The organism is Corynebacterium lujinxingii (assembly GCF_014490555.1).
Lineage (GTDB): Bacteria > Actinomycetota > Actinomycetes > Mycobacteriales > Mycobacteriaceae > Corynebacterium > Corynebacterium lujinxingii.
The window spans coordinates 256,194-281,298 of sequence record NZ_CP061032.1 but is presented as its reverse complement, the minus strand read 5'-3'; the positions used below and the strand labels follow the sequence as shown (position 1 = coordinate 281,298).

The 25,105-nt window shown below is 66.1% G+C and carries 27 protein-coding genes; 7 read left to right on the top strand and 20 right to left on the bottom strand.

Annotation, left to right across the window (positions count from 1 at the left end; all coding sequences use genetic code 11):
- The first annotated feature begins 11 nt into the window (after positions 1-11).
- Genes IAU68_RS01290 through IAU68_RS01280 form a run of 3 tightly spaced genes read left to right on the top strand, consistent with a single transcriptional unit; the run spans position 12 to position 2,799 of the window.
- Entirely contained in the window at positions 12-1,001 is a 990-nt protein-coding gene (locus IAU68_RS01290) for a substrate-binding domain-containing protein (RefSeq protein ID WP_171193276.1), read from the top strand.
- Positions 998-2,038, top strand: coding sequence for an ABC transporter permease (locus IAU68_RS01285; protein WP_171193275.1), 1,041 nt, complete (start codon positions 998-1,000; stop codon positions 2,036-2,038). Before IAU68_RS01290 ends, IAU68_RS01285 begins: the two co-directional genes overlap by 4 nt.
- Positions 2,038-2,799: an ATP-binding cassette domain-containing protein gene (locus tag IAU68_RS01280; protein ID WP_171193274.1), complete on the top strand. Its 762-nt coding sequence runs from the start codon at positions 2,038-2,040 to the stop codon at positions 2,797-2,799. The genes IAU68_RS01285 and IAU68_RS01280 overlap by 1 nt, the downstream gene beginning before the upstream one ends.
- Positions 2,800-2,813: 14 nt before the next feature.
- Here IAU68_RS01280 and IAU68_RS01275 read toward each other — a convergent pair whose 3' ends face one another.
- Positions 2,814-3,125 carry a DUF4229 domain-containing protein gene (locus IAU68_RS01275; protein WP_171193273.1) on the bottom strand — a complete coding sequence of 104 codons (312 nt, stop codon included), beginning with the start codon at positions 3,123-3,125 and terminating at the stop codon, positions 2,814-2,816.
- Positions 3,126-3,164: 39 nt separating this feature from the next.
- Between IAU68_RS01275 and IAU68_RS01270 the strand changes: the two genes are divergently transcribed.
- Positions 3,165-3,431, top strand: coding sequence for a hypothetical protein (locus tag IAU68_RS01270; RefSeq protein ID WP_171193272.1), 267 nt, complete (start codon positions 3,165-3,167; stop codon positions 3,429-3,431).
- Between the two features lie 249 nt (positions 3,432-3,680).
- Here IAU68_RS01270 and IAU68_RS01265 read toward each other — a convergent pair whose 3' ends face one another.
- The 8 genes from IAU68_RS01265 to hemL are packed head-to-tail and all read right to left on the bottom strand — an operon-like array spanning position 3,681 to position 10,934.
- Complete coding sequence (locus IAU68_RS01265; protein ID WP_171193271.1) at positions 3,681-3,941, bottom strand: helix-turn-helix domain-containing protein; 261 nt, start codon at positions 3,939-3,941, stop codon at positions 3,681-3,683.
- Entirely contained in the window at positions 3,938-4,936 is a 999-nt protein-coding gene (galE, locus tag IAU68_RS01260; RefSeq protein ID WP_171193270.1) for a UDP-glucose 4-epimerase GalE, read from the bottom strand. The genes IAU68_RS01265 and galE overlap by 4 nt, the downstream gene beginning before the upstream one ends.
- Complete coding sequence (ccsB, locus tag IAU68_RS01255) at positions 4,936-5,928, bottom strand: c-type cytochrome biogenesis protein CcsB (RefSeq protein ID WP_171193269.1); 993 nt, start codon at positions 5,926-5,928, stop codon at positions 4,936-4,938. The genes galE and ccsB overlap by 1 nt, the downstream gene beginning before the upstream one ends.
- Before the next feature lie 29 nt (positions 5,929-5,957).
- Positions 5,958-7,616 (bottom strand): cytochrome c biogenesis protein ResB, encoded by a 1,659-nt coding sequence (locus IAU68_RS01250; RefSeq protein ID WP_171193268.1) that lies wholly within the window; start codon positions 7,614-7,616, stop codon positions 5,958-5,960.
- Positions 7,617-8,390, bottom strand: coding sequence for a cytochrome c biogenesis CcdA family protein (locus tag IAU68_RS01245; RefSeq protein ID WP_171193267.1), 774 nt, complete (start codon positions 8,388-8,390; stop codon positions 7,617-7,619).
- On the bottom strand, positions 8,391-8,978 hold the full coding sequence (locus IAU68_RS01240) for a TlpA family protein disulfide reductase (protein WP_171193266.1): 588 nt from the start codon (positions 8,976-8,978) through the stop codon (positions 8,391-8,393).
- Between the two features lie 6 nt (positions 8,979-8,984).
- Positions 8,985-9,614, bottom strand: a complete 630-nt coding sequence (locus IAU68_RS01235) for a histidine phosphatase family protein (protein WP_231699055.1) — start codon at positions 9,612-9,614, stop codon at positions 8,985-8,987.
- A gap of 3 nt (positions 9,615-9,617) precedes the next feature.
- The gene (hemL, locus tag IAU68_RS01230) at positions 9,618-10,934 is read right to left on the bottom strand and encodes a glutamate-1-semialdehyde 2,1-aminomutase (protein WP_171193265.1); all 1,317 of its coding nucleotides are present in this window, start codon (positions 10,932-10,934) and stop codon (positions 9,618-9,620) included.
- A gap of 20 nt (positions 10,935-10,954) precedes the next feature.
- Here hemL and IAU68_RS01225 point away from each other — a divergent pair, with 20 nt between their 5' ends.
- Positions 10,955-11,794: an NAD(P)-dependent oxidoreductase gene (locus tag IAU68_RS01225; RefSeq protein WP_171193264.1), complete on the top strand. Its 840-nt coding sequence runs from the start codon at positions 10,955-10,957 to the stop codon at positions 11,792-11,794.
- 166 nt (positions 11,795-11,960) lie between these two features.
- On the opposite strand, the gene IAU68_RS01220 is transcribed toward IAU68_RS01225, so the two are convergent.
- Complete coding sequence (locus IAU68_RS01220) at positions 11,961-12,722, bottom strand: DedA family protein (RefSeq protein ID WP_171193263.1); 762 nt, start codon at positions 12,720-12,722, stop codon at positions 11,961-11,963.
- 101 nt (positions 12,723-12,823) lie between these two features.
- Here IAU68_RS01220 and IAU68_RS01215 point away from each other — a divergent pair, with 101 nt between their 5' ends.
- Together IAU68_RS01215 and IAU68_RS01210 are read left to right on the top strand one after the other, a co-directional pair.
- On the top strand, positions 12,824-13,135 hold the full coding sequence (locus IAU68_RS01215; protein ID WP_171193262.1) for a FitA-like ribbon-helix-helix domain-containing protein: 312 nt from the start codon (positions 12,824-12,826) through the stop codon (positions 13,133-13,135).
- Positions 13,132-13,551 (top strand): type II toxin-antitoxin system VapC family toxin, encoded by a 420-nt coding sequence (locus IAU68_RS01210; protein ID WP_202880130.1) that lies wholly within the window; start codon positions 13,132-13,134, stop codon positions 13,549-13,551. The genes IAU68_RS01215 and IAU68_RS01210 overlap by 4 nt, the downstream gene beginning before the upstream one ends.
- Here IAU68_RS01210 and IAU68_RS01205 read toward each other — a convergent pair.
- From IAU68_RS01205 to IAU68_RS01160, 10 genes are all read right to left on the bottom strand, one after another.
- The gene (locus tag IAU68_RS01205) at positions 13,548-14,927 is read right to left on the bottom strand and encodes a protoporphyrinogen oxidase (RefSeq protein ID WP_171193261.1); all 1,380 of its coding nucleotides are present in this window, start codon (positions 14,925-14,927) and stop codon (positions 13,548-13,550) included. The genes IAU68_RS01210 and IAU68_RS01205 overlap by 4 nt on opposite strands.
- On the bottom strand, positions 14,927-15,976 hold the full coding sequence (hemE, locus tag IAU68_RS01200; RefSeq protein WP_171193260.1) for a uroporphyrinogen decarboxylase: 1,050 nt from the start codon (positions 15,974-15,976) through the stop codon (positions 14,927-14,929). Before hemE ends, IAU68_RS01205 begins: the two co-directional genes overlap by 1 nt.
- Before the next feature lie 26 nt (positions 15,977-16,002).
- Positions 16,003-18,528: a heavy metal translocating P-type ATPase gene (locus IAU68_RS01195; protein WP_171193259.1), complete on the bottom strand. Its 2,526-nt coding sequence runs from the start codon at positions 18,526-18,528 to the stop codon at positions 16,003-16,005.
- Complete coding sequence (locus IAU68_RS01190) at positions 18,529-19,050, bottom strand: DUF7144 family membrane protein (RefSeq protein ID WP_171193258.1); 522 nt, start codon at positions 19,048-19,050, stop codon at positions 18,529-18,531.
- A 5-nt stretch (positions 19,051-19,055) separates the two neighbouring features.
- Positions 19,056-19,646, bottom strand: a complete 591-nt coding sequence (locus tag IAU68_RS01185; RefSeq protein WP_171193257.1) for a hypothetical protein — start codon at positions 19,644-19,646, stop codon at positions 19,056-19,058.
- On the bottom strand, positions 19,639-20,640 hold the full coding sequence (hemB, locus tag IAU68_RS01180; protein ID WP_407928717.1) for a porphobilinogen synthase: 1,002 nt from the start codon (positions 20,638-20,640) through the stop codon (positions 19,639-19,641). The genes IAU68_RS01185 and hemB overlap by 8 nt, the downstream gene beginning before the upstream one ends.
- A gap of 47 nt (positions 20,641-20,687) precedes the next feature.
- Positions 20,688-22,418 (bottom strand): bifunctional uroporphyrinogen-III C-methyltransferase/uroporphyrinogen-III synthase, encoded by a 1,731-nt coding sequence (locus tag IAU68_RS01175; protein ID WP_171193255.1) that lies wholly within the window; start codon positions 22,416-22,418, stop codon positions 20,688-20,690.
- A gap of 132 nt (positions 22,419-22,550) precedes the next feature.
- Positions 22,551-23,432 (bottom strand): hydroxymethylbilane synthase, encoded by an 882-nt coding sequence (hemC, locus tag IAU68_RS01170; RefSeq protein ID WP_171193254.1) that lies wholly within the window; start codon positions 23,430-23,432, stop codon positions 22,551-22,553.
- A complete protein-coding gene (locus IAU68_RS01165; protein WP_171193253.1) occupies positions 23,433-24,758 on the bottom strand; it encodes a glutamyl-tRNA reductase in 1,326 nt (441 codons plus the stop codon).
- Positions 24,759-24,803: 45 nt separating this feature from the next.
- A complete protein-coding gene (locus tag IAU68_RS01160; protein WP_171193252.1) occupies positions 24,804-25,040 on the bottom strand; it encodes a glutaredoxin family protein in 237 nt (78 codons plus the stop codon).
- Positions 25,041-25,105: the final 65 nt, after the last annotated feature.

The following is a 25,105-nucleotide window of genomic DNA, read 5'->3' as shown; positions in this document are numbered from 1 at the left end:
ACACTTTGGCAATGAAGAAGTCCAGGAAGGCAGCCGTTTCGGCGTTATGCCTTGTTGCAGCGGTGTTGGGCGGATGCTCGTCGACAGGCGGGGCGCCCCGGAGTGAGGGCGGGGGTGCCACCGCCGGCGGCGTGGACACCCCGCGATACGTCGTGGCCATGGTCACCCACGGCGCCCCCGGCGATACCTACTGGGACCTCGTGCGCAAGGGCGCCGAAGACGCAGCGAAGAAAGACAACATCGAGCTGCGCTACTCCTCCGACCCGCAGGCACCCAACCAGGCCAACTTCATCCGCTCCGCCGTCGACGCCGGCGTGGACGGCATCGCTGTGACCATGCCGAACGCCGAGGCCATCGGACCCGCCGCGCAAAACGCCGTCAACCACGGCATTCCTGTCGTGGGCTTGAACGCCGGCATGACCGCCTACCAGGACTACGGCATGACCGGCTTTTTCGGCCAGGACGAGACTGTGGCCGGCCGCGCAGCTGGCGAACGGTTGAAGGACGAGGGCAACAAGCGCGTGCTGTGCGTCGTCCACGAGCAGGGCAACTCCTCGCAGGAGGCGCGCTGCGCCGGCGTGCGCGAGGGCCTAGGCGGCGAGGTGGATCTGCTCTACGTTAACGGCCAGGATCTCACCTCGGTGCAGTCCACCATCACGTCGAAGCTGTCGCAGGATCGCGGCTTCGACACCGTCTTCGCCCTGCAGGCGCCGGTGGCCATGCGCGCGGTGGAGTCGGTGCAACAATCCGGCTCCGAGGCGCAGGTCGCCACCTTTGACACCAACGCCGAGCTCGTCGATGCGATCTCCGACGGCCGCGTCGCGTGGGCTGTGGACCAGCAGCCGTATCTGCAGGGCTACCTCGCAGTGGACTCCCTGTGGCTGGCGAAACGCAACGGCGCTACCTTGGGTGGCGGACGCCCGGTGTACACGGGCCCGTCCTTCGTGGATCAGACCAACGTGGACACAATCGAAGAAGCCGCGAAGGCAGGTATGCGATGAGTAGTACGGTCACTGAGCCCTCCGGCGACGACCGGCTGCGCACCCACACCGGGCTGGCGAAACTTATCCGCCGGCCCGAATTCGCGTCCCTGCTCGGCTTCATCGCCATCTTCGCGTTCTTCCTCGTCGTCGCTCCTGCGTTCCGCTCCTTCGAGGCGTTTTCGACCACCCTGTATGCGTCGTCGACGCTCGGCATCGTCGCGCTCGCCGTGGGGCTGCTCATGATCGGCGGGGAGTTCGACCTCTCCTCCGGCGTGTCAGTGACCACCGCCGCGCTCGCCGCGACGATGCTGAACTACAACCTGCACCTCAACTCGTGGGTCGGTGCGTTTCTAGCACTCGGCATATCGCTTGCGATCGGCGCGGTCAACGGCTTTTTAGTCACCCGCACCGGCATCGACTCATTTCTGATCACCCTGGCGGCTTTCCTCATGCTGCAGGGGTTAAACCTCGCGGTGACCAAACTCGTCACCGGCCAGGTGGCTACCCCCACCATCGCCGACATGGAAGGCTTCCCCTCGGCCCACGCCGTGTTCGCCGGCACCTTCACCATCGGCGGGGTGACCTTCAACGTCACGGTGCTGTGGTGGATTCTGTTCGTCGCCGTCGCCTCCTACGTGCTCTTCCGCACCAAACTGGGCAACTGGATCACCGCAGTCGGCGGCGACCAGGACGCAGCCCGCGCCGTCGGCGTGCCCGTGCGCCGCGTGAAGATCCTGCTGTTCATGGGCGTCGGCTTCGCCGCGTGGTTCGTAGGCATGCACACGCTGTTCGCGTTCGACTCCATCCAGGCCGGCCAAGGCGTGGGCAACGAGTTCCTCTACATCATCGCCGCGGTCATCGGAGGCTGCGCCATGACGGGCGGGCGTGGCACCGCGATCGGCACCGCCATCGGCGCGCTGATCTTCGGCCTAACCAACCAAGGCATCGTCTACGCCGGCTGGAACCCAGACTGGTTCAAGTTCTTCCTCGGTGCGACGCTGCTCGTCGCCGTGTTCACCAACACGTCCTTCGCCAAATTCACTAAGGGGCGCTAGTGGCCGTCATCCAACTTCGCGACATCACCAAGTCCTACGGCAGCTTCAACGCCCTGCGCGGGGTCAACCTCACCGTGCGCGAAGGGGAAGTCACCTGCGTGCTCGGCGACAATGGCGCCGGCAAATCCACCCTGATCAAAATCCTTGCCGGCCTGCACCAGCCCACCTCGGGCGAGTTGCTTATCGACGACTCCCCCACCACCTTCACCACCCCCCGCGACGCCATCGACGCCGGGATCGCTACCGTGCACCAGACCCTCGCGATCGTCGACGAGCTAAGCGTCTGGCGCAACTTCTTCCTCGGGCAGGAACTCACCGGCCGGTTCGGCAGGCTGCGCGAGGACGAGATGAAGCGGATCTGCGCCGAACAACTGCGCGAGATGGGCATCGACATCCCCGACGTGGACGTCGATGCCGGCAACCTCTCCGGCGGCCAGCGCCAAGTCGTCGCCATTGCCCGCGCCGTCTACTTCGGCGCCCGGGTGCTCATCCTCGACGAGCCAACCGCGGCGCTTGGCGTAAAACAATCCGGCGTGGTCCTGCGCTTCGTCGCCGCCGCGCGCGACCGGGGCATCGCCGTCGTGTTGGTCACCCACAACCCCCACCACGCCTACCTGGTGGGCGACCACTTCACCATCTTGAAACTCGGCCGCCAGGAGCTCGATGCCCCGCGTGCCGACGTCACCCTCGAGGAATTGACCCACCAAATGGCCGGCGGCGGCGAACTGGAGGCCTTAAGTCACGAGTTGGGCCGGCGGTAGCTCGTCGTCAAGCACTACCGCTCCGCGAGCTCGCTTTGGATCCAATCCTTGCGCTGGTCGCGTTGGCGCTTGAGCTCTGCCACCGCCTCGTTCGCCTCGATGCGGCGGCGCTTGAATACCAGCATCGACAGCGGGAACGCCACAATCAACGCCAACAGCGCAGACATAATCACCGGCACCGGCGCACCGATCAGCATGGCGAACCCCTGGATCACCACAGTCAGCCCAATAAACAGCAGCAGACGGTACAGGCCGTAGATCGCGACCGCTTTCGTCGCCCGCGACTTCGCCTGGGCATCCACCTGCGGAGAAGTTTCCTCATTCACATGGCTAACCCTAACCGGCGCATTAGTATGTTTAAAACCATGGGACGACTACTTCTCCTCGCTTTAATCATCCTGGCCGCCGTGCTCATGTGGCGCGCCTTCGGCCCCGGTTCCGCGCAGCGCTACGGCACCCAGCGCGGGGTGCAAGAGTCCCAGAAGCCGGTGATCAAGGGCCCTGACGACGACGAGGAATTCCTCTGGAACATCGAGAAGAACCGGTTCAAGGAGCGCCGCGCGCGCGAAGAGGCCGAGCGCAAGCGCCGGGAGGATGAGGAACGACGCCGGCGCCGCGGGGAACTGGACTAGGGCGCCTCTCCCGACCCCTTCCAGCGCAAAAAGTTCCCCGGCCGGGAACTTTCTTGAATTCAGCGGGGCGACCTGGTGTGATTTCCCCAGTTCGGCGTGGACCGGAGGCAAAATAGTTCCCGCTTTCCGGCGCCGGTGTGGAACTTTTTAGCGTGACCGCCCCGTACGCTGACAAACCACTTGACACAAAGCGAATGTGTCATTGTCCTGGGGATTTAGGGGCCGATTGGCGGATTCCGGCGGAAAGTGTCAGGAATCGGCCTCCAGGACGACCTTCAGCCCCAAGGTGTTGGCCACGGCGACGACTTTTTCCCAGCGCACCCCTGCCCCGCCGTGCTCAATGGTGTGCAGTGTCGAGCGGGACACCCCGGCGGTATCGGCGACTTCTTGTTGGAGACGGTCGGTGTCGCGTCGTCGGGAGGCAATCTGCTCGCCGAGCGCGATGAGCACCGGGTCGTCGCTGGCCGGTTTGCCCTGCTTGTGGCGGGGTTTGCGCTGTGGGCCGCTCATCGGGAGGCCTCCGCTTCCAAGATCGTGGGTAGCTTTTCGGACCAAGCGAGGGAGTCGCGCACACCGTCGACAACGTCGAGTTCGGCCTTCCAACCCAGCACAGATAACGCCTTGTCGGTGCGGGTGGCGCAGCCGACGACGTCGCCGGGGCGGGCGGGGCCGGTGCGCACGGTCAGCGGCGTGCCGGTGGCTTCGCCGAAGGCGTCGGCGAGCTCGAAAACGGTGGTGCCGCGGCCGGTGCCGAGGTTGATCACGTCGTAGCCGGTGGAGATGGTGTCGAACCGCTCAAGGCACGCCACGTGCGCGCGGGCGAGGTCCCACACGTGGATGTAGTCGCGCAGGCCGGACCCGTCGCGGGTGGGCCACCCCGTGCCGGTGACGGTAAACGGCTCGCCGGCGGCGTGCGCGGAGATCATCTTGCCCAGCGCGTGGGTGGGCGCCGGGTTTTGCAGCCCGGTGCGCAAGGCGGGATCGGCGCCGATCGGGTTGAAGTAGCGCAGGGCGATGGCGTTGAGGCGGCCGGTTAAGGAGGCGTCGGCAAGCACGCGCTCCAGCAGCCACTTCGACGCGGCGTAGGGGCTTTGCGGGGCGACGGGGCTGGTTTCGTCCACCATGGAGTCGGGGCCGGGCTCGTACATCGAAGCCGTCGACGACAGGATGAACCGCCGCACCCCGAACCGGTCCATGGCGCGCAGCAGCGTGATCGCCTTGCCCAGGTTGTTGTCGTAGTAGTCCAGCGGCTGCTCCACCGACTCCGGCACGATAATCTTCGCGGCGCAGTGCACCACGGCGAAGATGTCCGGGTGGTCGGTAAAGACTCGCTCGAGCAGCTCAACGTTGGCCACGTCGCCTTCGTAGCACTCAAAGCGCTCGCCGAAGACGTGGAGGCCGGTGGAGAAGTCGTCGAGAATCACCGGGGTGATGCCGGCATCCGCGCAACACGACGCGATGGTGGAACCGATATAGCCGGCCCCACCCGTGATCAGGACTTTCACTAGTTAAGCCCCGCGTAGGAGTGCAGGCCGGCAATGACGGTGTTCACGTACGTCATGTTGAAGATGGTCATCAGCATCGCGAACACGTTGATCCAGGCCGCCGCGGTGGATTTCCAGCCGGCGGTGGCGCGGGCGTGGAGGTACGCGGCGTAGAGGATCCAGGTGATCATGGACACGGTTTCCTTCGCGTCCCAACCCCAGAAGCGGCCCCAGGCCACCTCGGCCCAAATGGCGCCGAAGACGATGCCGATGCCGAACAGCGGCAGGGTGACCACCGCGGTTTTGTAGGCGATCTGGTCGAGTGTCTTCGCGCTCGGCAGCGGTCGTGCGATCGCGCCGAAGAAACCGTGCTCCTCGCCGCGCGGCTGCCACATGCGCAGCAGGTACAAAAGCGCGAACACACCGGAGACCAGACCCACGGACGCGCCGATGGACACCGAGGAGACGTGCACCGGCAGCCAGTAGGACTGCAGCGCGGGCACGACGGGCGCGGCCTGCATGTGGAACACGGTGGAATTCAAGAACATCGCGACAACCATCGGGAACAGCAGCCACGGCCAGATGGTTTGCCAGCCCTTGCGCTGCACCACCACGGCGGCCACGACCATGATCACGGCGGTCATGAACAGGATGTATTCGTACAGGTTGCCCAGCGGGAAGCGCTTCGCGCCGAGTCCGCGGGTGACAAACGCCACCACGTGTAGCGCGACGCCCACCCACACGAGCGCCTGGGTCATGCCGGCCCATTTGCGGGCGGAGGCGACGCGCGCGGTGTACTCGGGGTCGTCGTGAAGCGATTGCTTATCGACGACATCGGGGCCGCCCGCGCCCACCAACACTTTCTTTTCCGCCAGGGCTTCCCGGCGGGCATCGATGATTGCCGTGACGCGGCCGTAGTAGATGAACGACATAATCAGCGCCACGATGTACACGATGAAGGCGGTGCGGAACGTCAGGTCCGACAGCTCCGCCATGGTGGTGTTGACAAGCATGGGTCTTAACCTACTCCACCGGCCCCCTGTTATCCAAGGTCATAGGGGTCGAATTCCTCTTCGTCGTCGCGACGGTCGAGGTGGGTGTCGTCGTGAAGAAGCTCCGCTGCGATCTCGTCGAACTCGCGGCCCCAGCCGGCGCGGTCGGTGCGGGCCAGGCCGGCGATCTCCACGAGTGTGTGGCCGGGGGTGTCGGCGGGGCGCAGGCGCACCCAGATGCGGCGGCGTTTGATCGCGAGCGAGCCGGCGAGCGCGAGCAGCATGATCGTTGTGGCCACCAGTGCCCACACCTGCGTCGGGTCGTGCGAGATTTGGTAGTTGGCGTACTCGGCGGCGCCGTCGAAACGCACCTTCACCTCGCCGTCGCCGGTGTCCACGGTGGCCTCCGACCCGGGGGTGAGTTGGACGCGGGTGACCTTCTGCAGCAGGCCTTCGGCGACAAGCGCCTGGTCGAGCGTGAAGATGTTCTGCGGCCGGCCGGTATCCAAGCCGGCGTCGCCGACGTAGACGTCGACGGAGATCGCCGGGTCGTCCATCGTCGGGAACGCAGACTGCAGCTGGTCGCCGTTCGGGCCGGTCCAGTCGGCCGTGGGCGCGAAGTTGCCCTCGATGGCGATCTGGTTCTCGCGGCGCTCCGCCAGGTCCGGGTACATGCCGGCCGGCGGGTCGAAACGCATCACGCCGGAGGACAGGAACGTGGTCACATCGGTGGGCCTAAATTGCACCATCTGGGTGCGGGTCTCCCCGTTCGGCCAGATGATGGTGATCTGCGGGGCGAAGCCGTGGCCCTGAAGGTAGATGCGGTCGCCGCCTAAGCGCAGCGGGCTGTTGACCTGCAGGCTGGCGTGGTCCCACTCGTCCTGCGGGCGGTTCACGTCGTCGGTGTAGGTGACATCGGAGCTGAACTCGTTGGCCTGGCCGTTGTTGAGGTACTTGGCCTTGAAGTCTTGGGATTCGAAGCAGAACGGGGTCAGGCCGGTCCCGTCGAAAAACGGCCCGGCGCGGAAGACGTCGAAGTTGGCGGGCGAGGTGTTGCAGAACACGCGCGATTGCTCAACGGGGATGGCGTTTTCGGATTCGGAGTTGGTGACCACAATCGCCTGCCCCTCGTAGAACACCATGCGGCCGGCGGCGAAGGTGACGATCATGCCGACGATGCCGATGTGGAAAATCAGGTTCATCAGCTCGCGGGTGTAGCCACGCTCCGCGGAGATGGAGTACACGCCTGCGCGGTCCTCGTCCGGTTTGTAGGAGGCGGTGTGCCAGCGTTTCAACACCGAGCGCACTCGCTTATCGACGACCTCCCGCTCCCCGTCAACCTCCCCCTCCGCATGCATGGGCATGCGGGTGAGGTAGCGCGGCGCGCGGGTCGGCTTGGCGTTGTAGGCGCGCCAGTGGTCGATGGAGCGCGGGATGATGCAGCCGATCAGGGAGATCATCAGCAGCATGACGATGGCAACGAACCAGGTGGAGCTGAACACGTCGAAGAGTTGCAGCCGGTCGTAGATCGGGCCCATCGCCGGGTTGGCGCGCAGGTAGTCGTCGACCAAGGAGGCGCTGACCTGGCGCTGCGGCAGCAGGGCGCCCGGCACGGACGCGAGCGCGAGGATGAACAGCAGGATCAGCGCGGTGCGCATGCTGGTGAGCCAGTGCCACGCCTTGCGCAGCCAGGTCTGTGCCGTCTTCATTTAGATGATCACCCCTCCGAATCCGTCGACCAGCTCGCGGCTCCAACCGATGAACAGGTCCCAGGCGCCGGTGAGCAGCATGATGCCGACAGCGATCATGGCGATGCCGCCGGCGATCTGGATGCCGCGCGAGTGGCGGCGCAGCACGTCGATGCTGCGCACGGCTTTTGACGAGCCGAGCGCGACCAGCAGAAACGGTAGGCCCAGCCCGATGCAGTACGCGATAACGAGCACCACGCCGCGCACCGCGGTAAAGCCCTGGGTGCCCACGGACACCGAGATGATCGAGGCGAGCGTCGGGCCGAGGCACGGCGTCCACCCGAGCGCGAAAATCCCGCCGAGCAGCGGCGCGCCGAAGATGGTGGTCCATTTCTTCGGGCTCATGCGGGTGTCGCGCTGCAGCGCGGGCACGGCCCCCATGAACACCAGGCCCATGAGGATGGTGACCACCCCGCCGATGCGGGTGAGTGTTTGCGCGTTGAGCTGGATCGCGCTGACCGCGCCGAACACGGTGACGGTGGCCAGCACGAACACGACGGTGAACCCGGCGATGAACAACATCGCGGCACCGGCGACGGCCCAGTGCTTTCGGGAGACGCGGGGTCCGTCGTCGTCAAGCGTCATCTCGCCCCCGACGACACCGGTGAGATAGGAGATGTAGCCCGGCACCAGCGGGATCACGCACGGCGAGGCGAAGGAAACGAGCCCGGCGAGTGCGGCTGCGAGTAGTCCGAGCAGCAGCGGGCCGTCGGCGACGAGATCGGCAAACCCCACCTACGCCTCCCCGGCGAGGCGGTCGACTACCTCGATCAGGTCGTCTGCGGTGATCTCACGCAGGAACACCGCGGCCGGGCGGTGCTGTTTATCCAGCACGATCGTCGTCGGGATCACCGAGGACGGCACGCCGCCAAGCGAGGCCGCGGTCTTAAACGGCGGGTCGTAAATGGACGGGTAGGTCACGCCGTTGTCTTTGACGAAGTCCCGGGCAATTTCCGCGTTGCTGTCGCGCACGTTGATGCCCAGCACGGTGCCGTCGCCCTGAGCCTGCAGGCGCTCGTGGACTGCTTGCAGGTCGTCCACCTCCGCACGGCACGGCGCGCACCACTGACCCCAGGCGTTGAGCACCACGATCTGGCCCGCAAAGTCCGACAGCGCGATGGTCTTATCCGGCTCCATGAGCGACTCGCCCTCGAAACCGGCAAGCGGCTGGCGATCGGCCTCGTCGTAGGTGATCTCGGTCTGCCCGCCCGGGGAGTGGAACGAGAAGGTGCCGCCCTGGTCCGTCGATGCGTTGGAACACGCTGACACAGCCAACGCTGCCGCGCAGCACACCGCGGCGACGAGCTTTCGCTTCTCGGTCATACCTTTTTAAATCTCCTGGGCTGGGGTGTTGTACGCCCAGTCAACAACACGGCCGCCTTCAAACACAAGTGACGTCACGCTGGCCAGGTCGCACTTGCGGCTCATGTGCGCCAGCGGCTTGCCCTGAACCTGGCGCTGCACCATGACGATGGGCAACTGGTGGCTCACCAGCACCGCCTCATGGCCGTCGGCGATGTCGCGGGCGTCGATCAAGGCGCCCCACATGCGCTCGAGGATCTCGTCGTAGGACTCACCCCAGCTGGGTTTAAGCGGGTTGGTCATGTGCCGCCAGCGGATCGGGTTGGCCAGCTGGGTGCGCAAACCCTTGGTGCGCAGGCCTTCGAAGGTGTTACCGGCCTCGATGATGTCGTCGCAGGTCTGCAGTTCGCAGCCGGTGACCTCCGCGATCGGGTAGGCGGTCTCCTGCGCGCGCTCCAGCGGGCTCGCCGCCAGGTAGGTCACGTCGCGGCCCTCGAAGAATTGAGAGGTCACCCGCGCCATGGACTGCCCGCGCGACGACAGGTGGTAGCCCGGCATGCGCCCGTAGAGGATCCTCTGCGGGTTGAACACCTCGCCGTGGCGCACGAGGTGCACCGTGGTGCGGGCGGCACCGCCCGGGTTCAGCGCATCGCTCACGGGTTACGCCTCCGCCTGCGCTGCGGCCTTGGCGGCCACGGCCAGTGCGTCCTCGATACGGCCGAAGTCCTCGTCGGTCAGCGCCGTGGAGACGAACCAGGTCTCGAACGCGCTCGGCGGGGCGTAGACGCCGTTGTCCAGCAGCGCGTGGAAGAACGGGGCGTAGCGGAAGGTGTCCGCGGCCTGCATGTCGGCGAAGTTGTGGCCCTCGCCCTCGGCAAAGCGGACAGACAGCATTGTCGCGGCGCGCTGGATGTGGTGGGCGACGCCTTCACGGGTCAGCGCATCGTCGACAAGCTGCGCCAGCGTGTCGGCGTTGCGCTGGAGCACCGGGTAGATGGTTTCGTCAGCAAGCTTGAGTGATGCCAGACCCGACGCCATCGCCACCGGGTTACCGGACAGCGTGCCTGCCTGATAGACGGGTCCGTTCGGAGCGAGGTGCTCCATGATGTCGCGGCGGCCACCGAACGCCGCCGCCGGCAGGCCGCCGGAGACGACCTTGCCAAACGTGGTCAGGTCCCCCGCGACGTGATCCACGCCGTACCAACCGGAGTAGGAGGTGCGGAAGCCGGTCATCACTTCGTCGATAATGAGCAGCGCCCCGTTGAGATGCGCGACCTCTTTCAGGCGCCCGTTGAAGTCGTTCTGCGGCGCGACGGTGCCCATGTTGCCGGCGGCTGCCTCGGTGATCACTGCGGCGATCTCGCCTTCGTTCTCGCGGAACGCGCGCTCGACGGCCTCGATGTCGTTGTACGGCACGACGATCGTGTCCGCGGCCTGCGCGCCGGTCACGCCCGGGGAATCCGGGAGGGAAAACGTCGCGATGCCGGAACCAGCGCTGGCCAGCAGTGCGTCGACGTGGCCGTGGTAGCAGCCCTCGAACTTGATGATCTTCGACCGGCCCGTGAATCCGCGCGCCAGCCGCACCGCGGACATGGTCGCCTCGGTACCGGAGTTGACCATGCGCACCTCGTCGACAGACGTGCGGGCCACGATGTGCTCGGCGATCTCAATCTCCGCCTCCGTCGGCGCACCGAAGCTTAAGCCCTTGACCAGGGCTTTCTCCACGGCTTCGACGATCTGCGGGTGCGCGTTGCCGTGCACCATCGGGCCCCAGGAGCAGACGAGGTCGACATAGGAGTTGCCGTCGACGTCGATAAGTTTCGAGCCGTGCGCGCTCTCGATAAAGCGGGTCTGGCCGCCGACCGAGCCGAAGCCGCGCACCGGGGAGTTCACACCGCCCGGGGTATACCGTTGTGCACGCTCGAACAATTCGGCCGAGCGCTGGGTGTTGCCTGAAGTCGGGTTCTGCGAAGTCATGGTTGTCTATCGTAGGCCATATGAATATCGCGTTTTTAGGCCTCGGCCGCATGGGAACTGAGCTCGCGCTCAAGCTTGTCGACGACCACACCCTCACCGTCTGGAACCGCACCGCCTCCAAGACCGAACCGCTGGTGGAACGCGGCGCAACGGCTGCCAGCTCGCCCGCCGAGGCGGTTGCGGGCGCCGACCTTGTCATCACTTCCCTGTTCGGCCCGGACACGGTGCGCGAGGTCGTCATCGAGCCCGGGCTGATCCCTGACGGCGTGACCTGGGCCGATGCCACCACGATCTCCCCCGCCGACGCCGCCGAGTTTGCAGACGCCGTGCCCGGCTACGTCCACACCCCGGTCGTCGGTTCGCTGCCGCCCGCCCGCGCCGGCAAGTTGGGCGTCTACGTCGGCGGTGCCGATGCTTCTCGACGATCCCACGTCGCCGACGTCGTCGCCCCCTGGGCCGCCGCCAACCCGGAGCGTCTCAAAGTGGTCGACACCGCCGCCGCAGCCGCCACCGGAAAGCTCCTGGCCAATCTCGCCCTGGCCGTGACCATCGAGGGGTTCAAGGAGGCATTGGTGTTGGGCGAATCCCAGGGGTTGTCGGAGGAGCAGGTTGTGGACATGCTCGGCTCCACCGGCCTGGAATTCATTGTGAACATGAAGGCGCCGTTCTTGCTCGGCGAGCGCTCCACTTCCCCCGGCGACTTCACCGCCGACGCCATCGCCAAGGACGCGAGGTTGATGCTCGACTCTGCCGACCAGGACCTGCCGGCCGTCGCCGCGGCGCTCGCGTCGCTGGAGCAACAGCAGGATGCCGGCCGCGGCGACGAGGACTTCTCCACCGTCGTGGTCAACCGGGACTAGCGCCCCTGGCCCGCCTAGCCGGCCGAAAAAGTTCCCGGCCGGGGAACTTTCTTCACTACATCGCGCCACCTCGGCTGCGTTTCCCCAGGTCGTCGGCGAGTAGAACCAAAAAAGTTCCACACCTTCTCGCACCAGTGTGGAACTATTTTGCGGACCCAGTCCCCGGCTACTTACCTGCCTCGAGTTCGTTGCCCACGGCCTCGGCGGCGGACTTTTTCTTCGACTGGTTCCTGAAGATGCCGACAAACACCACCACGAGCAGCGCAATCGCGACCCAGTTGGCCACCTTCGCGTACTGGTCCAACACGTCCACGACTGGCTCGCCGATCCACCAGCCCAAACCAAGGTAGAGGAACGACCAGATGGTCTTTGAGATGAAGTTCAGCACCATGAACTTCCACAGCGGCATACCGGAGATGCCCATGAACACGAACACCACAAAGGCGATCGGCAGCGGGATGGGCACATAGGCCAGGAAGATGCCCACCCAGCCGAGTTTGATCGCCCAGGATTCCACGCGCGCGATATTCTTCGCGGTCCGTTTCGAGTTCGCAGCCTGGACGTCCAAGATGCCGCGGCCCCACAGTTTGCCGGCCCACCAGTAGATCCAGTCGAACTTGATGTTCACGAGCGAACCGATGAGCAGGTAGATCAACCAATAGGGCGCCTCCCCCACCGCCGCCAACGCGCCGGTAGACGCGGCACCCACGCGCGAGCCGGTCAGCGCCAGCAGCACCGGCGGGTGCAGGCCGAGCAGCCAGGCACGCAGCGGGATCATCGCTAGGCCGAAGATGCCGACGAAACCGAACCAGCCAAGGCACCAGTAGTCAGCCTTGGTGGGCTTGCCGTTCCACGGCAGGCCTTCTTCTTCCCACCATTCCTTCTCGGCGGCTTCGGCGGTGCCGCGCTCGTTGGCGTGTTGCTCCATAGGTGTTCAACCTAGCGGACAAGACACTTTTGCCCCTAGCCGCATGTCGCGCGCGGTTGCTAGCATTATGACTGCATCAATGCGGGATGAGGGGAGAGATCATGACGACGATCGATAAGGGAACCGAAACTCGCTCGGTGAAGCGGACGGCGACCACAGTTGCAGAGAAGCCGGCAAAGACCGCCACGCTCACCATTCGAGGGGTGGATGAAAGGGTACGGCGCAAGATCAAGCTTCAAGCGAGCATGAACGGTCGATCTATGGAGGCGGAAATCCGGCATATCTTGGAAGAAGCCGTCCGCCCAGTAAACGTAGGTCTCGAGTTCTACCAGCTCGGCCGAGATTTTGGCGGATTGGATGACTTCGCAGATGCCGTGGATGAGGTTATCGCTGCGCGTCGTGGCGGTCGATGATGATCGTTCTCGACACGAACGTTGTTTCAGAACTGAGTCGCAAGAATCCGGACGGAAACGTCATACGTTGGGCCACCAATGCAAATGCCCAACAGTTCATTACCGCGATCACGGTCGGCGAAATTGTTCGTGGCGTGAAACGTCTACCAGATGGTTCACGTCGAAACGAGATTCAGCACGCTGTCTTCTGGCAGCTATCCAACTTCGAGTACCGACGCGGCATTCTCCCTTTCGGCACCGAGGCTGCCTGGGAGTACGGCGAGATAGTAACCACCCGCAGCGCCATGGGGCGACCCATCCACGACGCGGATGCGATGATCGCCGCGATTTGCCGCGCCCACGACGCGCCACTCGCCACGCGCAACCAGAAGGACTTCGAGGGCGCGGGCGTCGAACTCATCGACCCGTGGGCTTAGAGCAGTTGCTTGGCGACGACACGCGCGTCCGCCACTACAGCCGGCACGCCCACGCCGCTGGCCCAGGCGCCGGTGACGGAGATGCCGGCGACGTCGTCGAGAAGTGAGCGCACGGCGGCGACGGTGTCTAGGTGGTGTTCGTCGAAACGCGGAAGCCCGCCGAACCAGCGCTGCACGTAGATCTCCTCAAGGCCTGCCTCGCGGCCGTCGAAGCCGGTGACGGTTTTGAGGTCGTCGAGGGCCCAGTCGACGAGGTCGTCCTCGGTCGCGGTGAGTGCGATGTTGTCGCCGAAGCGGCCGAAACTTGCGCGCACGAGCGCCCCGCCGCGCTCGGCGAGGTGCGGCCACTTACGCGACGACAGGGTAAACGCCTTCGCCTTCACGTCCTCGGCGCCGTTTGCGACGAGCACGCCGGAGTTTTCCGGCAGCCCCTCGTCGGTGGCGAACCGCATGCCGACGACCGCAGAGTTGGCCAGTTGCACCGTCTGCAGCTTCTCCGCAGCCTCAGGTGCGATCTCCTTGAGCAGCAGCGCCGCGGTCGGTGCGGGCACTGCGAGGATGACGTGGTCGTAGACGGTGTCCTCGCCGCCCTTGATCCGGAAACCCTCGCCTTCGCGGCTTATCGACGACACAAACGCGTCGATGTATATATCCGCCCCCGACTTCTCCGCCAGCGTTTCGTAGAGCTCCTGGTAGCCGTTGCGGAACGCGTTGAACACCGCGCCCTGACCGGTTGGCATCTCCTTACGGGAGCGCTCCAGGTTGGCGATGGCGGTGGACAGGTGCACGGTGCGGTCGCCGGCCTCGGCCAGCCGGTCGAGCTCGGCGGCGAGTTGCGGGATGGTGGCGCGCACGCCGAGGTCGTCGGCGGTGCAGGAGTACACCCCGCCAAGCAGGGCGGAGACGATGTTGTCCACCACCTCGTCGCCGTAACGGTCGCGCACAAGCTTGCCGGCGTTCATGTCGCCGCCGGTGTCCCAGGTGAAGCCCGCGCGGTTGGCTTCGTCGTCGATACGCTGCGCGGTCTCGTCGCTGACTAGGTGCTTGACCGTTTCCGAGTGGGATGGGATGCCCATCACGCCGCCGGTGGGCAGGCCGCGGGCTTCGCCGTCGACCCAGACCAGCGAGCGCAGGCCGGACGGCTCGACCAGGGAGTCGCCGACGCCGACCTCGGTGAAAAACTCCACGGCATCCTTGCGTCGTGCCATGAACGCTTCGGCGCCCATGTCGGTCGGGCCGGCCTCGAACGCGACGGTGTAAAGCTTGCCGCCGAGGCGGTCGGTCGCCTCGTAGACGTCGACCTTGTTGCCAGAGTTGCGCAGTTCGTAGGCGGCGGTCAGCCCTGCCAGGCCTGCGCCGATGATCGCGATGTTCATTAGTGCTCCTCGTGGATGATCGCCACGGCTTCGGTGACCGCGTCCGCATCGGTGGTGGGCAGCACGCCGTGGCCCAGGTTGAAGATGTGCCCCGTTGCGTCGCCGGCTTCGATCGCGCGGGCGGCCTCAGCCTTGATGCGGGCGACCTCGCCGCGCACCACACCCGTGCCGGCGAACAGCAGCGCCGGATCCAGGTTGCCCTGCAGCACGCGCGGAGAGGCGAAACGCTTCGCCGCCGTGTCCAGCGGCACGCGCCAGTCCACGCCCATGACCTCGCTGCCAGCCTCGGACATCGCGCCGAGCAGCTCGCCGGTGGAAACGCCGAAGTGGATGCGCGGAATCTCGTCGGCGACGGTTTCCAGGATCTCGACCGAGTACGGCAGGACGAATTCGCGGTAATCGGCCTCGGTGAGGAAGCCGGCCCAGGAATCGAAGAGCTGCATCGCGTCGATGCCGGCCTCGACCTGGGTGTTCAGAAACGCCGTGATCGTCGGCACGAGGCGGCGCATCAGCGCATGCCAGGTCTCCGGATCAGCGTGCATCATCGCCTTGGTTGTTTCGTGGTTCTTGCTCGGTCCGCCCTCGATGAGGTAGCTGGCCAGGGTGAACGGTGCGCCGACGAAGCCGATGAGTGCCTGGGTGTCGGTCAACTCGTCCAGGATGATGCGGATGCCGTCGGCGACTTCGGTGACGGTGTCGTCGAGAAGCGGCAAGTTGTCCACGTCGGCACGGGAGCGGATGGGGGTGTCCATCACGGGGCCGCGGCCCGGCACGATCGCCACGCCCACGCCTGCGGCCTTGAGCGGGACGACGATGTCGGAAAACAGGATCGCGGCGTCAACGTCGTGGCGGCGCACCGGTTGCAGCGTGATTTCCGCGAGCAGCTCCGGCATGAAGCAGGAATCCAGCATCGGGATGCCCTCGCGCACCTTGCGGTACTCCGGTAAGGAGCGGCCAGCCTGGCGCATGAACCACACCGGGGTGCGGGACGGGGTGCGGCCGTGGGCGGCCTCGAGAAGCGGGGCGTTGGCGAGGTCGCGTCTAGTCATGGTCCCCTACCCTACCGGCGAAAACCCTAAATCTTGAACCTGCGGGCCCGGCGCGACTTCGCCTCGATGAACAGCGAGCTGCCGAGCATGAGCAGTGTCGCGCCCACCGGTGGAAGCACACCTGCAGCGGCGAGCACGATCGCGGCGGCGTTGTAGATGCCTGCGAAGGCGAGGTTGCTGCTGGCGATGCGCTTGATGCGCCGTGCGTGTTCGATCAGTTGCGGCACGGACATGACGTCTTCCCGGATGAGCACCACTTCGGCGTCATCGCTCCAGCGTGGCTCCTTGGAGCCGAACAGGTCGTCTTCGGCGAAGAGGAGGCCGGAGTCGGCTACGCGTAGCGACGGCAGCACCGATGCGTCCCCAATCATCGCCACATTCGCGCCCTGGGTGTGCAGGGAGCGCACCGCGTGGGGCTTGTCGGGGCTGCGGATGCCGGCGAGCACGTGGGAGATGCCAAGGAAGTCCGCGAAGCGGCGCGCCACCGGGTAGGTGTCGCGGGTGAGCATGACTGTTTCCACGCCCATGGATTCGAGGCGGTCGATGGCCTCGATGGCGTCGTCTTTGGCCGGATCGTACAAGGTGATCACGCCGCGGTCCTTGCCGCCCCAGCGCACTACGACTGGGGTGCCGCCGGTGGTCGCCGCGACAGAGAGTTTGCCGCGCAGCTGCGACAGGTTGGTCGGGCGCCACAGCGAGGCCGTGAACGTTTCGCTGCGCGCGTTGTCACCGTTGCCCCAGGTTGCTGTGATCGGGCCGCGGAACTCACCGTCGGGTGAGCATGTGTCACCGGACGCTTCAATCCAGTCCGGCACGCACGGGTCCCCGGAACGGGAGTCGCGGGCGGCACGGGCGGCTTTCACGATCGCCTTCGAGGCGGGGTGGTCCGAATCCGCCGACAACACACCGGCAATGCGGATGACCAATTCGCTGCTTTCCCCGGTCACCGCGGTGACGGTCTCCACGTGCATTTCCGGCTTCACCAGCGTGCCAACCCGGTTGAACACCGCGGTATCGGTGTCGGCCAGGGTGCGCAGCGCGTTGCCGTCGCGCACGAGCATGCCGTTCCGCACCGCGGCATCTAAGCCTTGGCGCATCGCGAGTGCCGGGGAGATTGCGAGACTCACCGGCGCCACAACCACCAGGATCGCCAGCGCCGTGGACACTGCAGTATTGATGTTGCCGGTAAACAGCAGCCACAGGCCGAAGTCCAGCAGCGCGATCACGTAGGCGAACGGGATGAGCAGGCCCGCGGTACGGGTGGAGACCATGGTGGCCGCGTTTTGGTAGCGGGAGGCGTCGTCAAGCCAGCGCTGCACCGCGGTCAAAAGCGTAGTGTGGCCGACGCGGTTGGCGCGCACCTTGATCTTGCCTTGCGCCAGCACCGATCCCGCGGTGACCACGGAGCCGACCTTAAGCACGTCGTCGCGGTGCGTATCGACGAGCTCCGCACCGATATGGCCCGAGCCACCCACCACTTCTCCGTCGACCGGAATGATCTGGCCCGCGGTGAGCACCACGTCGTCCCCGCGGCGGATCTCGGTGGCGGGCAGTTCTTCCGGCGATGGGCCGTGGCGCTTATCGCGGTGGTCGACCTTGTACACATCGTCTTGGCTGGGCCTGCGCGCCTCCAGCTCCTCGCGCAGGTCGGTGCGCACCCACATGGACGCGTACCGGCCGGCCAAGAGCAACAGCGTCACCGCGCAGGAGACCTCGAAGTAGAGCTCGGGCCCGTCCGACATGCGTAGAGGCACCCAACTTCCGGACGTGGTGAAGTCCAAGTCCCCGGCTTCGGTGAACAGCAGCATGGCGAACGACCACACGTACGAGGCCAAAATGGCGATCGAACTCGCGCCGTCGAGCGCCGGCATGCCACGGCGGACACCGCCTGCCATCGCACGGTGGAACGGGGAAGCGCACCACAGCGCCACCGGGGTGGTCAGCGCGAGGCACACCCACTGCCAGCCCGGGAAATCCAGCCGCGGGATGTAGGTGAGCAGCAGCACCGGGATGGTGAGCAAGAACGCCACCCACAGCCGTGTCGGGGTAACCAGGTCGCGGGCGGTAAACAACACGTCGCCCTCGCGGCGGGAGCGGCGCGTCGACGGGCGCACGAACCCCTGCGCGCGGGCGATGAGGTTGGCTTCCTCGTTGCGACGGTGCTTCGCCCGTCGCGGCATCGGGTGCTCCTGCCAGTAGCGGCCGTGCGCGCGGCGCTGCAGGGTGGAATCGGTCACTATAGCCCCGACGCCGAATTGTTCGATGGTTTCCGTGATCACGCCGAGCGGGGTGCTCGCCGGGGCGGTCACCCACGCCATACGCGTGGGATACACCAGGCGTGCGGACACGCCGGGCAGCGCCTCGAGCGCCTCTTCGATATCGATCAGTTGCGGGCCGTCTTCCAGCCCGGAAAGTTCGAAGGCGTAGGAGGCGTTGGGGCGCACCAGTTCGCCGTCGAGGTCGCGCTTCGCCGTGTTCGGGTCGATGCCGGCTTCGCGCGCGGCGTGCCGGGCCTCCTCGATGCACGCCTCAAGCCCGTCGTGGGATTGCACCTACTTCACGCCTTTCCACACATCGCCGCTGCGCGTATCGACGAACGCGTTCGCATCCGGGCGGAATGCGAAGAACAGGGCGAACACCAGCGCAACGACCACCGCGATGGAGGCCCAGCCGGCAACGCCGACGAAGAAGCCAGCGAGGTTCACAAACACAGCGCAGGCGGTGACGATGCCGGCGACACGGCGTGCTGTTTTCGACCCGCGCGAAAAATACGAGGCTGCCCCCGACAGGACCAGGCCCAAGATGATGTTGCTCCAGGCGAGAATCCGCAGGTTGGACGCGAAGCGCTCGACCAGGTCCTCGTCGGCGCCTTCAATCATCCAGGTGTCCGGCAGTCTGTCCGGCACACCGTTGGCCAGCGACACGAACCCGATGACAAGCATGAGCACGGCGGCGGCCAGGGCCAGGTAGTAGCCGATGCGCAGCGAGCGCGGCCACTGCGGGCCGACTTCGCCGGAAAAACGCCGGTTTCTATCATCCGGGTCCGAAACCATCGTGGGGAACATGCCTGCCATGGTGTTTACGGCTCCTTTTTCGCCTGCGGTTCAACCCAGTCCACGGAAGCTTTATCCGTGGAATACACGATGCCAAGTATGCCCGCCACGCCCAAAATGATCTGGACAACGCCGTCGATGCCGTAGAACACCACCGGGATTGCGGTGGACGCCGGCTGCATCATGAACAACGTGAGCATGCGGATGGCAAAAAACGCGGCGAAAATCTGCAGCAGCCGGCGCGCGTTAGCGGCCCACGAGCCCTGGGTTTTCACCGCGCGCAGCGCGAAGACGAAGAGCAGCAGCACCGCTAACTGGATCAGCCCCATGAACACGATGGCGCCGTAGACGCCCATGTTGAGCAGGCCGTCGGACACCTCGTCTCCGCTCGCCTTCGCCTGCTCCTTGGCCGCCTCGCGCAGCGGCGCAGGGTCGGCGAAGGAGAACACGACGGTGAGGATCTGGTGAATCAGCTCGCCGATGAGCATGACAGCCCAGCAGCGCACCATCAAACGCACCGGCTCCGGCGGGCCGGACGGCTTCTTAACGCCCTCGGCGACAGCGTCGGTGTCGACGTGGCTCGGGCTTTGCGGGTTGACCGGCGGGAGGCTAACCATTGAGCTGCTTTGCTGCTTCGATGGCGTAGTAGGTCAGAATCTGGTCGGCGCCGGCGCGCTTGATGGACACCAGCGACTCCATCATCGTCTCCTCGAAATCGATCCAGCCGTTCGCGCCGGCCGCCTTCATCATCGCGTACTCGCCGGAGACCTGGTAGGCCGCCACCGGCACCGGGGAGGTTTCCGCGACCTTGGCCAGCACGTCCAGGTACGGCAACGCGGGCTTGACCATGACGATGTCGGCACCTTCCGCGATGTCCAGTTCGGTCTCCAGCAGGGATTCGCGCACGTTGGCCGGGTCCTGCTGGTAGGTGCGGCGGTCGCCCTTGAGCGAGGAGCCGACGGCGTCGCGGAACGGGCCGAAGAACTTCGAGGCGTACTTCGCTGAGTAAGCCATGATGACCACGTCGTCGAAGCCCTCGTTATCGAGCGCCTTGCGGATCTGGCCAATCTGGCCATCCATCATGCCAGACGGGCTGACCATGTGCGCACCGGCGCGGGCCTGGGACACGGCCATGTCGCAGTACAGCTTGATGGTCTCATCGTTGTCCACATACTCGTTGCCGCGCGAATCGGTCCTGATCACACCGCAGTGGCCGTGGTCGGTGAACTCGTCGAGGCACGTATCCGCGATGATGACCAGGTCGTCACCGAACTCGTCGCGAAGCGCCGCGATCCCGCGGTTCAAAATGCCGTCCTCGGCCCAGGCCACGGAGCCGGTGGCGTCCTTGTCTTCCTCCAGAGGCACACCGAACAGGTCGATGGCCTTCACGCCGGCGTCGAGCGCCTCGTGACAAATGGTTTTCAGGGAATCTTCGGTGTGCTGGTACACCCCCGGCATCGAGGTGATCTCGCGCGGGGCGTCGAGGCCGTCCGCGATAAACAGCGGGAGGATGAAGTCGGCCGGGTGCAGCCTCGTCTCCGCCGTCAGGGTGCGAAGCGCCGGGTTCTGGCGCAGTCGTCGGGGTCGTCGGGTGAGCTCAAAATCTGCCATGCGCCACATCTTAGAACGCTGCCCCGACACGACCCCAGCCGTGCCGGTTACTCCCCGGCAGCTGCCTTGCTTTTCGACGACGCCGACGCCGCCGTTTTACGACGCTTCTTGCGCGGCGGCGGCAACTGGCCGGCCGCGCGTAGGCCTGCGACGTGCTCGGCCAGCGCGTCGACCAGCGACGGGATGTCGGCGACCTCGGGCACGACGTCGACACGCAAGCCCTGTTCGCGCGCTTCCGTCTCAGTCACCGGGCCGATGCACGCGATGATCGTGCGCGAGTGCGGCTTGCCGGCGATGCCTACAAGGTTCTTCACCGTGGACGGCGAGGTGAAGCACACCGCGTCGAACCCGCCGGATTTGATCATGTCGCGCGTTTCCGGCGGTGGCGGGGCGGCACGCACGGTGCGGTAGGCGACGACGTCGTCAACCTCCCAGCCCTTCTCCTGAAGCCCGTCGACCAGCACGTCCGAGCCCAAGTCGGCGCGCGGCAGCAGCACGCGGCCCACCGGGTCGATGTCTTCGACGTACTCCGGGAAGATCTCCGCCAGGCCGGCCGCGTTCTGCTTCGTGCGGTGCGGGATGAGTTCTGCCTGCATGCCGCGGGCACGCAGCGCGTCGGCGGTCTTCTGCCCCACCGCGCCCAGGTGCACACCTGCGAACGAGCGGGCGTCCAGGCCCAGTTCCTCAAACTTGCTCCACACCGACTCAACCGCGTTGACGGAGGTGAACAGAATCCAGCGGTAGCGGCCCTCGACGATGCCCTTGATCGCGCGGTCCATCTGGGCGGGATTGCGCGGCGGCTCGAGCGAGATCGTCGGCACCGACTGCGGAATCGCGCCGTACTGCGTCAGGCGCGCGTTCATCGGACCGGCCTGTTCCTTCGCGCGCGGCACGAGCACGCGCCAGCCGTACAGAGGCCGGTTTTCCCACCAGGAGTACTTCGAGCGGTCGTCGGCAACCGTGCCGAGCGTGACCACCAGCGGGCCTTCCAGATCCGCGTCCAGCTTGCCCAGGGTCTGCAGCGTCGCGTCGAACGTGCGCTGCAGGCGGGTCGTGCCGTTGGTGGTGATCGTCACCGCGGTGGAGCCCTGGAAGCCGCGCTCCATCAGCTCGGAGGCCATCTCGTCTAGTTGCTCCTGGGAGGCCTGGAACACCAGCGGCTGCGGAGCTGCCGCCAGCTGGTCCCAGTCGACCGGGCCGTTCGCCAAGTCTGCCTCGGTGTAGGTCGAACCGAGCGCGATGCCGGCGAACGACGGCACCGTCGACGGCAGCGACATGCCCGGGACCACGTGGAACTCGAAGCCGGCCTCGGCGACGGCGGAGATTTCCTCCATCACCGCGTCGCGGGTCAGCGGGTTGCCGCACACGAGCCGGATGACGTCGCCGTCACCAGCTTCGCCGTCCTCGATGGACTGCGCCGCATCCTCGAGTGCTTTTCGCACCTTGTCGACGATCCCCTCACCCGAGAGTTCAACCTCTTCGATCTCGGCTGCGGTCGGGTCGTCCGGTTTTGGCGGTTTGCGCCGTGCACCTGCGGCTTTCGCGTCCGCACACATTTGCTCGTACACGGCTTTTGCCTCGTCGAGCTTGGCCTGTGGCACCGGAAGCGCCGAGCCGACGACGGTTCGGACCCCCGCCGACACCTCCGGGTCGACGAGTGCGATAGCGTTAGCTTCCATCACCTCGCGGGCGCGGACGGTGAGCAACTCCGGGTTGCCGGGTCCAGCGCCCACGAAGATCACCTTCCCCGGCTGGGGGGTGTGAGAGGGCAATGTCATAGAGGAATCTCTTCTAGGCACAAATAACGTCCCCCGCGCATGCGGACGCCGCTTGGCGACCCCTTGCGCGGAGGGAATCGAACGTATGGTATCTACACCATAAAAGGGATGTGCCCCAGAACAAAACCACCGCTAGTCCATGAGCTCGGCGGCACCGCGCTCAAGCAGCGCCTCGGCTGCGCGGCGGCCCACGTCCTCCGGGTCAGTGCCGGTGACGTCTTCCACGATCTGACGCGATCCGTCCAGCGCAAACACGCCGGCGCGCAGCTCGATTGCACCATCGTTGACGCGGGACATCGCTGCAACGGGTGCGGTGCAGCCGGCTTCGAGCACGGCGAGCACGGTGCGCTCGGCGCGGGCTTGGACGGTGGCGGTGTCGTCGATAAGCGTCGCAATGGCTGCGCGGGTGTCCTCGTCCCCTGCCCGGCACTCGACCGCAAGCGCCCCCTGCGCAGGTGCCGGGACGAAGCGCTCCGGGTCGAACACCTCGGTCGGGCGGTCGCCGTAGCCGCCGCGGACCAGACCCGCGTACGCCAGCACGATGGCGTCCAGCTCGCCGGATTCGACGTAGCTCATGCGGCGCTCGATATTGCCGCGTAGCGGGCGAATGTCCAGGTCGGGGCGCATCGCGCGCAGCTGCGAGATACGCCGCGGCGCAGATGTTCCCACGCGCGCGCCTTCGGGCAGGTCGGCGAGTGTGAACCCGTCGCGGGCGATGAGCGCCTCGCGGTTGTCCTCGCGCTCGGGCACGATCAAGTACGAGCGCGGCTCGTCGGCAGTCGGCAGGTCCTTAAAGGAGTGCACCGCCACGTCGACCTCGCCCTTGAACAGGGCGTCGCGCAGCGCGGAGGTGAACACGCCGACGCCGATGCGCTCCACCGGGGCCTGCGACAGGTCGCCCGGCGTGACCACAATTTCCAGCTCCGCCGGGTATCCGGCGTCCTTCAACGCGTCGCGCACATGCCCCGCCTGCGTGGTGGCCAGGTTCGACCCGCGAGTTCCAACTTTGAGCATCTACTTCTCCTTACCGCGCAATTCCTCGGGCAACGGGAGGCGCTGCGCCTCCACCGACACCGCAGGCTGGTCCAGCCCGAACAGCTCGGTTACCGCTTCTTCCACGCTCACCGTCTCAGATGCGGCGGCGAGCTCCTTGATCTTCACCGTCGGCGCGTGCAGCAGCTTGTCGACGACACGCCGTACCGTCCGCTCCACCTGCTCGAAGTCCTCTTCGGCCATGTCCGGCAGGCGGGTGCGTAGTTTCTGCAGCTCCTGGCCGGAGATCTCCGCGGCGTTGCGACGCAGCCGCGTCACCGCAGGGGCCACCCCGCGAACGCGCTGTTCGGAGGAAAAGAGCTTGACCTCTTCGTCAATGATGTCCCCCGCCTCGCGCAGCGCACGGGAATCCTCGGTGCCGGCGTTGCGGATGTGCTCGTGCAACGACTCGATGTTGACCAGGTGCACGCCCTCGATATCGGTCACGGCGTCGTCGATGTCGCGCGGCAGCGACAGGTCCGCCAGCATGACCGGGCCGGCGATGTCGGCCGGGGTGACGGTGTACTCGTCGGACGCGGTCGCCGAGACGACGATGTCCACCCCGCCCATCGCTTCGGTGCGGTCGGCGAAGTCGACCACCTCGGCCGGCACGCCCGCCTCGATGGAGTGCTGGGCGAGCCGCTCCGCGCGGTCGCGGGTGCGGTTCGCGATGACCAGCGAGTCCACGCCGCGTTTGCCCAGGTGCGTCGCCGCAAGCGAGCTCATCGCACCCGCACCCAAGACCAGGGCTTTCTTGCCGGAAAAGTCCGGCACGCCCATGACGTCCATCGCCTCGTCGAGCGCCGCGGTGACCATGGACGCACCGGAGTCGTCGATACCCGTCTCCGAGTGCACGCGCTTGCCGGTGTGCAGCGCCATCTGCGCCAGCGAGTGCAGGTTCGGCCCCACTGTGCCGCGCTCCACCGCGTCCACGTAGGCGGAACGCACCTGGCCGATGATCTGCTGCTCTCCCACCACCATGGAGTCCAGCCCCGAGGCGACGGTGAACATGTGCTCCGCGGCGGCGTCGGAGTAGCGCACGTACAGGTAGCGGCGCAGCTCGGTGACGCCCACCCCGGAAATCTCCGTCAGCACCGCCAGCACGTCCTCCACACCTGCGTGGAACGCGTTGGCCACCACGTAGACCTCTAAGCGGTTGCAGGTGGAGATGACCATCGCCTCCGACAGGGAGGGCCGCGCAACCAGCGCCGCGGCCGTGCCGTGCTGCACGTCGGCGTCCATGCTGAGCCGTTCTAGCAGGGCCACAGGAGCAGACCTGTGGGACATCCCCACAACAAGAACACTCACAAATTCCTCCAGTCCGGCTCGAAAATCAAACTAAAGGATAGCCCCCTAGCGCAGAAGTTCCGCTTCGAGGTCGTTGTTGTCCACTTCCCAGCAGGCGAACTCCTCGCCGTCAATGACGACCACCGGCACGCGGTCGCCGTATTCGGCTGCATTGTCGGGGTCCGCGTCGACGTCGACAAGCACAAGCTCCGCGCCGCACCGTTCCACCACGGGTGCGATCTGAGCTGCGACCCGCTCGCAGGATCCGCACGTTTCGCGCACCATCAGTTCGACCATTTTCATCCCCGCTCCTCCGTGTCTTACGGCGTTGTACGATTGCTCACGCTAACACCGCCAGCGGAAGGGGC